Source organism: Candidatus Kurthia intestinigallinarum, from assembly GCF_003991225.1.
Classification (GTDB): domain Bacteria; phylum Bacillota; class Bacilli; order Bacillales_A; family Planococcaceae; genus Kurthia; species Kurthia populi.
Genome location: NZ_JTFC01000003.1, coordinates 40,233 through 52,562, shown reverse-complemented (window position 1 = coordinate 52,562; position 12,330 = coordinate 40,233). Strand labels below are relative to the sequence as shown.

At 37.1% G+C, this 12,330-nt stretch carries 13 protein-coding genes and 1 riboswitch; of the genes, 6 read left to right on the top strand and 7 right to left on the bottom strand.

Annotated features, from left to right (window positions below; translation table 11 throughout):
• Nucleotides 1-19 precede the first annotated feature (19 nt).
• The 5 genes from QI30_RS00620 to yidD all read right to left on the bottom strand — a co-directional run bounded on the left by QI30_RS00620 (nt 20) and on the right by yidD (nt 4,751).
• Nucleotides 20-823 (bottom strand): MIP/aquaporin family protein, encoded by an 804-nt coding sequence (locus QI30_RS00620; protein ID WP_126989032.1) that lies wholly within the window; start codon nt 821-823, stop codon nt 20-22.
• Between the two features lie 154 nt (nt 824-977).
• Entirely contained in the window at nt 978-1,535 is a 558-nt protein-coding gene (locus QI30_RS00615; protein ID WP_126989031.1) for a glycerol-3-phosphate responsive antiterminator, read from the bottom strand.
• A 75-nt stretch (nt 1,536-1,610) separates the two neighbouring features.
• Nucleotides 1,611-3,254: a glycerol-3-phosphate dehydrogenase/oxidase gene (locus tag QI30_RS00610; RefSeq protein WP_126989030.1), complete on the bottom strand. Its 1,644-nt coding sequence runs from the start codon at nt 3,252-3,254 to the stop codon at nt 1,611-1,613.
• Nucleotides 3,255-3,440: 186 nt separating this feature from the next.
• On the bottom strand, nt 3,441-4,391 hold the full coding sequence (locus QI30_RS00605) for a metal ABC transporter solute-binding protein, Zn/Mn family (protein WP_126989029.1): 951 nt from the start codon (nt 4,389-4,391) through the stop codon (nt 3,441-3,443).
• Between the two features lie 126 nt (nt 4,392-4,517).
• Complete coding sequence (gene yidD, locus QI30_RS00600) at nt 4,518-4,751, bottom strand: membrane protein insertion efficiency factor YidD (RefSeq protein WP_126989028.1); 234 nt, start codon at nt 4,749-4,751, stop codon at nt 4,518-4,520.
• 118 nt (nt 4,752-4,869) lie between these two features.
• Between yidD and QI30_RS00595 the strand changes: the two genes are divergently transcribed.
• From QI30_RS00595 to QI30_RS00580, 4 genes are all read left to right on the top strand, one after another.
• The gene (locus tag QI30_RS00595) at nt 4,870-5,055 is read left to right on the top strand and encodes a YjfB family protein (protein WP_126989027.1); all 186 of its coding nucleotides are present in this window, start codon (nt 4,870-4,872) and stop codon (nt 5,053-5,055) included.
• Between the two features lie 101 nt (nt 5,056-5,156).
• Nucleotides 5,157-5,630 (top strand): RNA deprotection pyrophosphohydrolase, encoded by a 474-nt coding sequence (ytkD, locus tag QI30_RS00590; protein ID WP_126989026.1) that lies wholly within the window; start codon nt 5,157-5,159, stop codon nt 5,628-5,630.
• Nucleotides 5,608-6,390 (top strand): alpha/beta hydrolase family protein, encoded by a 783-nt coding sequence (locus tag QI30_RS00585; protein WP_126989025.1) that lies wholly within the window; start codon nt 5,608-5,610, stop codon nt 6,388-6,390. The genes ytkD and QI30_RS00585 overlap by 23 nt, the downstream gene beginning before the upstream one ends.
• A 3-nt stretch (nt 6,391-6,393) precedes the next feature.
• Nucleotides 6,394-6,840, top strand: a complete 447-nt coding sequence (locus QI30_RS00580; protein WP_126989024.1) for a hypothetical protein — start codon at nt 6,394-6,396, stop codon at nt 6,838-6,840.
• Between the two features lie 87 nt (nt 6,841-6,927).
• On the opposite strand, the gene pckA is transcribed toward QI30_RS00580, so the two are convergent.
• Entirely contained in the window at nt 6,928-8,514 is a 1,587-nt protein-coding gene (gene pckA, locus QI30_RS00575; protein WP_126989023.1) for a phosphoenolpyruvate carboxykinase (ATP), read from the bottom strand.
• Between the two features lie 423 nt (nt 8,515-8,937).
• A riboswitch (SAM riboswitch) is annotated at nt 8,938-9,051 on the top strand.
• A gap of 238 nt (nt 9,052-9,289) precedes the next feature.
• On the opposite strand from pckA, the gene metK reads away from it, so the two are divergent.
• Nucleotides 9,290-10,483, top strand: a complete 1,194-nt coding sequence (gene metK / locus QI30_RS00570; RefSeq protein WP_126989022.1) for a methionine adenosyltransferase — start codon at nt 9,290-9,292, stop codon at nt 10,481-10,483.
• Nucleotides 10,484-10,927: 444 nt separating this feature from the next.
• Entirely contained in the window at nt 10,928-11,317 is a 390-nt protein-coding gene (locus QI30_RS00565; RefSeq protein ID WP_126989021.1) for a GGDEF domain-containing protein, read from the top strand.
• 38 nt (nt 11,318-11,355) lie between these two features.
• Here QI30_RS00565 and QI30_RS00560 read toward each other — a convergent pair whose 3' ends face one another.
• Nucleotides 11,356-11,628 carry a phosphocarrier protein HPr gene (locus QI30_RS00560; RefSeq protein ID WP_126989020.1) on the bottom strand — a complete coding sequence of 91 codons (273 nt, stop codon included), beginning with the start codon at nt 11,626-11,628 and terminating at the stop codon, nt 11,356-11,358.
• Nucleotides 11,629-12,330: the final 702 nt, after the last annotated feature.

Here is a 12,330-nt window from a genome sequence, read left to right as displayed (position 1 = left end):
AAATCCCTCCGAATATACGTTAGTCTTCGTCTTTTACGTTTTTAATGGTCATTTGTGCACCGATGAAAATGGCTAATACAATAATGGCGAAAATCCAAAATGCGATTGAATTTTTTCCTTCAAAGATTTGTTGGAAAAATAGTGCACCGAATACACCACCAACAATTGGACCAACAATCGGTACCCATGCGTAAGACCAGCCTGAGTCGCGTTTTCCTGGAATCGGTAAAATCGCATGTGCAATACGCGGTCCTAAATCACGAGCAGGGTTAATCGCATAACCCGTTGGCCCACCAAGTGCCATCCCAATTACGACAATTAACATCCCAACTAAAAATGGATTTAAACCATCGACAATTTCATTTGTACCGAGCGCTAAAATGCCAAGTACAAGTGCGAATGTACCAATCATTTCAGCAATTAAATTAGATAGCGGGTGATTGATAGCTGGCATTGTTGCGAAGACACCAAGTTTTGCTTCTGGATCCGTTGTACCTTTCCAATGGGGCAAGTACATGAAGTATACTAAAATGGCACCTAAAATGGCACCAATAAGCTGTGCTAAAATGTACATTGGGACATCAGCCCACGGGAAGTTACCGATTGCTGCAAGACCAAGTGTTAGTGCCGGATTTAAATGTGCACCACTAATACCACCAACTGCATAAGCAGCCATGGCTACTGCAAGACCCCATGCAAATGTGATGACCATCCAGCCACCGCCAAGACCCTTAGATTTATGTAGAGATACACCTGCTACGACGCCGCCCCCAAATAAAATTAAGAGCATCGTGCCGACTAATTCGGCTGTGAATGTTGACATAAAAGTTCCCCCTTTGTAATCGCCATGAAATAGAAAAAGGAGTTCACATTAAACAGACCGCAAATGTGCACGGCTATCTACATGTGAACTCCTAAACCTAATCACGTACTTATGAACTTAATTACATTTTAGAGAAAAAATGGTACACAGTCAACTATTTTACGAAAGTTTGCCATAATTCCTTGTTGGATGTTGTTACAGCAACAGCTCCAGCTGTAAGCGCTTCCTCTACATTTGCTTTTTCACGGATTAATCCACCCGTAATAACTGGGATTTTTGTATGCTGATGAATTTCAGAAATCATCGATGGAATAATGCCAGGAAGCAGTTCGATATAATCGGGCTTCGCTGTATCTATCATGGAATAGCTTTTTTCAAGTGCAATGGTATCAATTAAAAATACGCGTTGGATAGCGATAATGCCGCGTGCTTTTGCTTTGATTAGCATATTTGAACGCGTTGAGATAATGCCAGCAGGGCGTATATCATTACATAAAAAATCGGCCGCAAAATTATCCGTTTTTAAACCATGAATTAAATCAGCATGAATAATTAATTTTTTATGATGTCGTTCTGCTTCTCGTTTGAGCGACAATAAATGACTAATATGAACTTCAAGTAGCACAATGTATTCAAATGGACTTTTAAGGACTTGATCAAATTGTTTGACTGTTCGTGCTGCCGGTATAATTTGTTGGTTATTAAAGTGCATAGGAAACCCTCTTTTCTATCTAGTAAAAAAGAGAACCACGCAATGACGTGATTCTCTCATTAGCTACTAGTTTTATTATAACGCAGTAGTGGCGCGAGTAATTTCTTTTGTTAAATCAGCTGTGAAACATTCGCGTTGTTCAACAGACCAGTTCAATAAAGAGGTCATTTCGTCTAAAATCGCGTCCTTATGAGCTTTGACGTCTGCGATATTAAAGAACATATTCGCTGTTCGACGAATCAGAAAATCATTTGGGTGCACGACCATTTCGTGATGAATGCCATATAAAAGTTGTGCATATAAGCCTTGTGGGATGGTTTCATGACGTTTTTGTGCATAGCTAAACACCATATCAACATTTGCACCATAATGATGGGCAAGATGACTTGCTTCTGCTGCTGATAAGCCAAGCTCCATACCTTTTTCCGTACGACGTGCGACGAAGGCTTCTAAATTTTGAGAGCCCCCAATATCGCCACCTGATACGTGAATATGTTTTGTAGAACATGGCTTAGAATCGATACCAAACTCTGCTTTTAATTCTTTCGCAATCGTATTTAATACTGTTTCAGCCATTTTACGATAACCTGTTAATTTACCACCAGCAATTGTCACAAGACCTGATTTTGATTCCCATACTTCATCTTTACGTGAAATTTCAGAAGGATTTTTACCGTCTTCATGGATTAGTGGGCGCACACCAGCCCAGCTTGATTCAATATCTGCATCTGTTACTTGAACAGTAGGGAACATATAGTGAATGGCTTTCATAATATAGTCGCGGTCCTCTTGCTTAATATCCATATCACGTGGGTCACCTTCATAAAATGTATCAGTCGTCCCTACATACGTTTTCCCATTACGCGGAATCGCAAACACCATACGGCCATCTGGTGTATCAAAATACACAGCTTGGTGAAGCGGGAATTTTGATTCGTCAAAAACAATATGCACACCTTTTGATAAAATTAAATGTTTACCAGCTTGTTTTCCTTCAATTGAGCGTACATCATCAACCCAAGGTCCTGCGGCATTAACGACTTTTTTTGCACGAATTGTAAAGCGTTTATTGCCAATTAAATCTTCTGCAATAATACCTGTAATACGTTTTGCATCATTGTATGTGAAGTTCACGGCTTTTGTATAGTTGTTTAGCACAGCTCCTCTTTGAATGGCTGCTTTCGCTACTTCGATTGTTAAGCGGGCATCATCCGTACGGTATTCAACATAGACACCGCCACCGCGAAGATCTTCTGTTTTCACTAATGGCTCCTTCGCTTGTGTTTCAGCTGCAGACAACATTGAACGACGTTCTGAGCGTTTAACGCCCGCTAGGAAATCATACGTGCGTAAGCCGACATTTGTTGATAATTTACCGAATGTCCCGCCTTTATGGAATGGTAAAAGCATCCAAACAGGAGTCGTTACATGTGGGCCATTTTCATAAACAACAGCACGTTCTTTTCCTAATTCTGCTACTTCTTTAAATTCAAATTGTTTTAAGTAGCGAAGACCGCCATGTACTAATTTTGTTGAACGGCTTGATGTACCTGCAGCGAAATCCTGCATTTCTACTAGCGCAACAGATAAACCACGTGAAATCGCATCTAATGCAATCCCGCATCCTGTAATTCCGCCACCAATCACGAGCAAATCATATTCTTTGTTTTGTAATTCCTCAATTGTTGCATAACGTTGTAATGATGAAGCTGTACTCATAACGTATTTCCTCCTTTTAGATACGAAAAAAGAGACCATTAAAAGCACATGCAAAAATGCATATGTTTTTAATGGTCTCTCAATCGCTCAAACCTAATCTTAACTTGCCTTCATTGTAAAGGATAGCGTTTATAAATTCAAGTCAAAAGAAAAGAGAGCCTATACTTTCGTATGCTCTCTGGTTCATTATTTTGATAAGGCTGTTTTAAATGTTTCTAAATTATCTTCCATAATAGAGAAGTAATCGCGTTTCACTGCAATGTCTTCTTTTGTTAAAACACTTAAATTATGTGCGGTCAAATCTTTAGCACCAATATCATTTTGAATAACAGCTGCTAATTTTGACGAAACATTTTGCTCAAATAAAATGTACTGAATATTATCTTTTTTCGCTTGTGCGACAATTTGTGTTAATTCTTTTTGTGATGGTTCATCTTGTGAGTTCAAACCAGCAACAGATACTTGTTTTAAGCCATATGTGCCAGCAATATAACCAAATGCAGCATGTGATACGTAAAACTCTTTTGTCTCTGCATCTTTTGCCATTGTTTTATAATCATTATCTAATTGTTGTAGTTTTTTAACAAGTGCATCATAATTTTTTTCGTAATCTGCTTTATGCTTTGTATCTTTTTTTACAAGTTCATTTTTGATTGATAATGCTAAATCTTGGCTAATAACAGGTGATAGCCAAACATGGGGATCGACATCGCCGTGATGATGATCATCCTCTTCATGTTCATGTTCATGTGTTGCAGTACTAGCATGTAGCTTCTCTTCATCAATACCATGTGTTGTTTCAATCATTGATACATTTTCATTAGCTAATGTTTTTTTCGCATTGTCGACAAAGCCTTCAAGACCTAAGCCGATATAGAAAAATAAATCGCTATCTGCTAATTTCATCATGTCTTGCTGTGTTGGTTCAAATGTATGTTCATTCGTTCCTGGTGGATAAATAGATGATACCTCAACATGTTTACCACCGATTTGCTCTGCGAAATATTGTAGTGGATAGACGGTTGTATAAATCGAAACTTTATCCGATGAATTTGTAGATTTAGAATCGTCATTGCCACAAGCTGCTAAAAGGATAGCAGTTAGTGCTAAAACGATAAATGAAAGTGTTTTTTTCATATTGTCACCCCGACCTATATAGTTTGAATTTTTAAATAGTAATAATTACGATTTGAATGTAATAACAAAAATAACTATATCGTATTGATTACGATTTGACAAGAGAAAAAGAAAAAACCATCGAAATTATTTCTTTTTCGATGGCCATTCAAGTGGTACGGGGTCATAGCCACCTTTACATAATGGCTGACAGCGTAAAATTCGTTTCATTGTTAAGTAACCACCTTTTATCGCACCAAAACGAGAGACAGCTTCAATGCCATAATTTGAACAGGTTGGATGGAAGCGACAGCTTGGTGGGAAGAGGGGAGAAATGATTTTCTGGTATAAGCGAAAGATCGCAACAAGTAGTTTTTTCATCGTCATTCTTCTTTCTAAATAGTTGTCCATGTTAGTATACCGAAAAGCCTTTAAAAAAGCATTGTGTACGATTGCTTTAAAAAGCCGATATAACATAAGAGTGAAGGGAGGGAGAAACATGGATGTAAGTTCAATTATGTCGATGCAGTTAATGGAGCTCCAACAAACCGTACAAATGAGTGTTATGCAAAAGGCAATGAATATGGAAACGTCAGCTGTTGCGCAAATGGTCGAACAAATGCCACAAATTGCTACACCATCACTTGACCCAAATGTTGGTCAAAATTTTGATGTGTCAATCTAAGCTAAATGTATAAAAAAACGGGTAAATGCGAAATAGGGCATTTACCCGTTTTTTTATTTGCGAAGTATTGATACACTGACAGTATGAAGGAGTGGTAATAGATGTTTTCCTATACCGATTTAAATGGTCATGGCGTAGACCTATCATTCAAAAAAGACGCATTTTCATTTGATCCAACACATGTACTTGTACTAGCGAAATTTGAAGGACGCTGGTTATTAACAAAGCATCCACAACGAGGTTATGAATTTCCAGGAGGTAAGCAAGAAGCAGGGGAGACATTAATTGAAGCGGCTATACGCGAAGTATATGAAGAAACAGGAGCACATATTAACGATGTGATGTGGCTTGCGACGTATGTAGTACAACAGAAAGCACCATTTGGTAAAGCCGTATATATTGCCAATGTAACGTCCTTAGATACGAACTATAAAAAGCATGAAACAGAAGGTGCTGTTTTAATGACAGATGAAGAATTATTAGGCTGTGAGCAATTAAGCTTTCATATGCGTGATGGGGGCATGAAAAAAATTCTTGAGAAGGTGAGCGAACTTGAGGATAAGTGGCACTATTGAGTCCAGTAGAGACTATCCTTCGCCAAATCCTGACATTCGACTGCGGGAAATTACATATTGGTCTGAAGGGATTCGTGTAAAAGGAATGCTCGCATGTCCAAACCAAGCAGGACAATATGATGGGATGCTGTATCTACGAGGTGGCATTCAAGGAGTTGGTATGGTGCGTCCTGCGCGTATCGCAGAATTTGCTGCACAGGGGTTAGTTGTATTTGCACCGTATTACCGAGGAAATCGAGGTGGGGAAGGACGCGATGAATTTGGCGGTGTTGACCGCTTTGATGCCGTGCATGGTGTAGAGGTTTTAAAGCAATTTTCAACGACACGCGTTCATGTATTTGCTTTTTCTCGAGGAGGCATCATGGCACTGTGGACAGCGATTTTACGACACGATATCACGTCAGTTGTTACCTGGGGTGGTGTTTCAGATATGACGCTCACCTATCAGGAACGTGTTGATATGCGTCGTATGCTAAAACGTGTTGTAGGTGGTACACCAACGAAGATGCCAGAAGCATATCATGCGCGTACACCGCTTTTTCGTGTCAATGAGATTAGCTGTCCAGTATTAATCATTCACGGAGCACAAGACGATAATGTACCGATTGTACATGCGAAGCGATTAGAAGCGGCATTAAAAGTAGCTCATAAATCATATGAAACATGGTATAAAGAGCAGTATACACATTATTTTCCGGTTGCAGCAAACCGTCAAGTAGTTGCGGATGCCTGTGATTGGATGAAACAACAGGAGGGATAACAGATGGGCTATGTGCATATTCAATTACCACCCGTTGACCGTACAAAAGATTTTGATACAAATTATTGGTATTGGCATCACTTATGGCTATATTTCACCGATAAGTTTTCGTATGTCACAATCCAATGTTGGAATGAAGAAACAACAGCAATTGCTGAATTAAAAAACTATACGAATTTAATGCGTTCAGAAGGACTTGTAAAGGAGTTTAAAATTGATTTAAATGAACGTACACGTCAATTTTTTGCAGAAGAAGCGGCGTTTGATAGTAAGTTAAAATGGTTTAATCTTTTCTTTCATGAAGTTGCGGGTAAAGAAGGCTTAGAGCTTCATGATTATGGTCGTGAAATATCTTTTAACCGATTAACACGCGGTGATGCAGAAGATATCGTTGAATTTTTTAATCAGCATCAAGCGGACGTGAAATTTGTACCGGATGAGCAAGACTAACAAATAAAAAGAGCCAGAGAGTAATTACTCTCTGGCTCTTTTTTAGATGATTTTTTTGATTGTCAATCGAAGTTTTTCTTCAAGAAATTAGACGCGAGGTGCACCATTTTTTAGGATGCCTTCAGCGACAGTACCAAATTTCTTGAAGTTTTCGTGGAACATACCAGCTAATTTTTTAGCTGTTGCATCATATTTATCTTTGTCTTCCCATACGTTACGAGGATCTAAGATATTTGATGGTACGCCATCGATTTCTGATGGAATTTGTAGACCGAAGAATTTATCTTCTTTTTTGAATGCATTATCTAATTTACCATTGATTGCAGCGCGTACCATTGTACGCGTGTAAGAAAGTTTCATGCGGCTACCTTCGCCATATTGACCACCAGACCAGCCAGTGTTTACTAAGAATACATTTGCTTCATGCTCGTCAATTTTTTGGCCTAACATTTCAGCATATTTTGTAGCATGTAGTGGCATGAATGGAGCACCGAAGCATGTAGAAAATGCTGGTTCAGGTTCTACTACACCACGTTCTGTACCAGGAATTTTAGAAGTGAAACCTGATAAGAAGTGGTACATTGCTTGGTCTTTCGTTAATTTAGAGATTGGAGGTAATACGCCAAATGCATCTGCAGTTAAGAAGATGATTGTTTTTGGATGACCTGCAACTGATGGATCAACGATATTATCGATATTTTGAATTGGGTATGCTACACGTGTGTTTTGTGTATATTGTGCATCATCATAGTTAGGAATACGAGTTGCTTCATCAACTACAACGTTTTCAAGTACTGTACCGAATTGGATGGCATTGAAAATTTCAGGTTCTTTTTCAGCTGATAAGTTTAATGTTTTTGCGTAGCAGCCACCTTCAATATTGAAGATACCTTTATCAGACCAACCGTGTTCGTCATCACCAACTAATTTACGATCTGCATCTGCAGATAAAGTTGTTTTACCAGTACCAGATAAACCGAAGAATAATGTAACATCACCTTCAGCACCAACGTTAGCAGAGCAGTGCATTGGGAAGATACCTTGTTCTGGTAATAAGTAGTTCATGATACCGAAGATTGATTTTTTCATTTCGCCAGCGTACTCAGTACCACCGATTAAAACAATTTTCTTTTCAAGAGATACGATGATGAATGTTTCTGAAGTTGTACCATCTACTGCAGGATCTGCTTTAAATGTTGGAGCAGAAACGATTGTAAAGTCTGCTACATGGTTAGCAAGCTCTTCTTGAGAAGGACGAATGAATAATTGGTGAGCGAATAGGTTATGCCAAGCATATTCATTTACAACGCGAATTGATAAGCGAGAATCTTCATCAGCGCCAGCAAAACCTTTGAATACAAATACTTCCTCTTTTGCTTTTAAGTAATCTACTACTTTTTTATATAAGTTATCAAATACTTCTGATGAAATTGATTGGTTTACTTTCCCCCAGTCAATTTTATCTTTTGAGCAATCTTCTTCAACGAAGAATTTATCGCGAGGAGAACGACCAGTGTATTTACCAGTTAAAGCACGAACAGCACCGTCAGCAGTTAAAATTGCTTCATTACGAGATGTCGCTTTTTCTACTAATTGTGCTACTGATAATTGTTCCTTAATATTTTGACCAGCTAATAGTTCTGTTAATTCATTCGCAGTTTCTACTGAATTCATGTGTCGTACCATCCTTTTTTAAAATTTATATGTTATTTAGTATGCCTTATTGGCTTTTTTTTAATTAATTATGGAATTAGTATAACACATTAAAATCAATAGTCTACATTAATACATCATTTTTTATAAAAATTATTTAAATATGACAAAATGGTTAAAGGAAGTAAAAGGTGTTTCGAACCAGCATTATTCTGTTTTATTGTATATAACAGTTGTTGTAAATAAGTTTTTTAAGGCTCTGTATTACAACAGGTATTAAATAATTTTATTAGGTTATACTTATCCATAAAAAATATCATATATACGATTGTGTATGACCAATATTTTATAATTTTAGAGATAGCATAGGTCATGTATTTAACAGAGCTATTAAATGATTGACTTTCATAATAGAATCTATTAGTATTGGAAATTGAACGGATACTCTTATCCCGAGCTGGTGGAGGGTCAGGCCCAATGAAACCCGGCAACCTGCATGTATTTCACAGCATGCGTTGGTGCTAATCTGATGCAAGGATTTTCCTTGAACGATAAGAGTGAAAGGTGCTTACGAAATTACCCCTTTCCTCATTAAACACTATGAGAAAAGGGTTTTTTTATTTTCGATTGTCATTGCAATCGCCAATGGCACTTTCTATAATACTCGTGTAAAAGCAGCTTCGGCTGGCTGGCATCGTAGGAGAACAGCTCATTTTTTAAGTTTCTTCTATATAATAGGTGCTACACGGATAATGAGTACCGTATCTATCGAACTCGTATAGGAGGAACCCATACAATGGCTCAACGTCGACTATTTACTTCAGAAAGTGTTACAGAAGGACATCCAGATAAAATCTGTGACCAAATCTCAGATGCAATTTTAGATGCAGTTTTAGAAAAAGATCCAAATGCACGTGTTGCATGTGAAACAACTGTTACAACAGGTTTAGTACTAGTAACAGGTGAATTAACAACATCTACTTATGTAGATATGAAAGGCATCGTTCGCGATACAGTAGCTGAAATCGGCTATACTCGCGGTAAATATGGTTTCGATGCGGAAAATCTTGCTGTACTTGTTGCAGTAGGTGAACAATCACCTGACATTGCCCAAGGTGTAGACCAAGCATTAGAAGCACGTGAAGGTTCTATGTCAGATGAAGAAATTGAAGCAATCGGTGCGGGTGACCAAGGTTTAATGTTTGGTTACGCTTGTAATGAAACACCGGAACTTATGCCACTACCAATTTCTTTAGCACATAAATTATCTCGTCGTCTAACAGAAGTTCGTAAATCAGGCGAGTTAGCTTATTTACGTCCAGATGGTAAAACGCAAGTAACAGTAGAATATGATGAAGAACAACATGCAGTACGCGTGGATACAATCGTTATTTCTACACAACATGATGAAGAAACAACATTAGAGCAAATTCAAGCAGATATGAAAGAGCATGTTATTAAACAAGTTGTTCCTGCTGAATTATTAGATGAACAAACAAAATACTTTATCAATCCAACAGGCCGTTTTGTCATCGGTGGACCTAAAGGGGATGCAGGTCTTACAGGACGTAAAATCATTGTAGATACTTACGGTGGTTATGCACGTCATGGTGGCGGTGCATTCTCTGGTAAAGATGCAACAAAAGTTGACCGTTCAGGCGCTTATGCTGCTCGCTACGTTGCGAAAAATATTGTTGCTTCAGGTCTTGCGGACCGTGCAGAAGTACAACTTGCTTACGCAATTGGTGTTGCACAACCGGTATCAATTTCAATTGATACATTCGGTACAGGTACGGTTTCAGAAGCTGAATTAGTAGAAGCTGTTCGCGAATTATTTGATCTACGTCCAGCAGGCATTATTAAAATGCTTGATTTACGTCGTCCAATTTATAAACAAACAGCTGCTTACGGTCACTTTGGTCGTACAGATTTAAATGTTCCTTGGGAAGAAACAAATAAAGCAGAAGCATTAAAAGCTCGTTTTAACTAATTTCTTTTTATGAGGCTAGGAAACTAGCCTTTTTTTTTATGGATAAATATAGTCAGCAAAAGCGTACTACGCCTTATTATCAGACTTTTATGATACAGCTAAATATTTTATTTGAATAATATGTATTATTCTCCCGATAATAAGTATTATATTATAGATATTTTGACTCAATATATTGTCTTAATTAAAAAGTTTTGTTATGAACAAAATCTTGTTTATTATCAAATATTATTAATTGATTCATTAACTAAACAAATTATGAATGAAGACCGCTTGAATAAGGCACTTAAGGTTTCTCAAATGACACAACCACCGCATTCGAATGAAAATTGCATAAGGACCGTTTAATAGATATAAAAAATCGTCTATTTATGAAGAGTAATTAGATGAAAAATGGCAAGTTACAAATTATATTTTCGTCATTTTTGATATTGATTTAAAAAAGTGAATGATACATATAGTCATCTAGTAGGTGACCAGGCAATCAAATGGCTAACTTCATTAGCAGTACAATGGAAGCTAAAGCAAAATATTGATGTCATTCGATACGGGGGAGATGAGTTTATTTTATTAATACCGCATCGCTTAGAGGTTATTCAAGAGGATTTAGAGGTTTTAAGGAAGTTTGTGATGAGTAAAGAATTTATTATTCGAGAAACAGGGGAGAGCATTCATATGACAATTAGTATCGGTGCTTGCTATACAAATGAGGAGATGTGTACGCTAGAACAATTATTTAAGCAAGCAGATGTGGCTTTATATCAAGCAAAAGAAAATGGCCGTAACCGATTATATGTTCAAGAATATAAAAAAGAAACCTTAAAAAGGTTATAACGTTTTTAAGGTTTCTTCTATTATAATAGTGTGAATTATTACTTCGCTACACCAAGGCCAGATGTTGTGAATGTTTCTTCTAGCTTTTGAAGAGCAAGTTCTTCATCAGAGCCATCAACATTGATTGAGATTTCAGAGCCAGTTGGGACGCCAAGTGACATAACACCAAGAATTGATTTTAAGTTAACGTTTTTGCCATCAAACACAAGTGTCGTGTCTGCTTGGAATTTTGAAGCAGCTTTTACTAACTCTGCTGCTGGACGTGCGTGTAAACCTTCGGGTGCTGTAATTGTAAATTGTTTAGAAATCATATAAATTCCTCCTTAGTGGATTTTAAATAGTTGCTATAAAGGACAACCGTTCAAATATCACCACTTTTTAAATTATGTAGTGGTCTTTTAAAGAATACCATATTAAGCTTTTAGAGTGTTAATGCTATGTTAGTAACATTTGTGGCAGTTTATTAAGATAGCATCTCATTTTATAGCAATAAACTACGTTCTTTTATAAAGTCCGATCTGACCTTATAAAAGAACTAACGAATAAGTTAAAGTCAAAGTATTTGAACTTATCAAATAAAAGAAAATAAAGGATATAAAACGAATATAAAGTATCACAAAAAGTGTAAAAAGAATGGTTTTTTGAAAACGTGTACACAGAACGTTCAAAAACATTTAAAGAAAATGTGAAAATGACAATATTTCTATTTTTTTACCGTATACTTAGGTTTATAATTCAAAATGAATTGTAATGGAGGTTGATAACTTCTACGCGAAGGGTTTGTGAGCTTGGGTTTCCTAAAACTTCCTGATTTCAGGGTACATACTATCTGATTCTATGTTTTTTGATTGAACTGCAATTATAAGGGAATCGAGGTATAGGCACTGGCTTTGGGGGGGATTTAGGACACAAATTCGATCATCCTGCGCATTCACACATATTTATTTTGTACCTTACAAACTAAATATCGGGGGACACACTTCAATATCCATTCAGCATTCTACATATGTAGA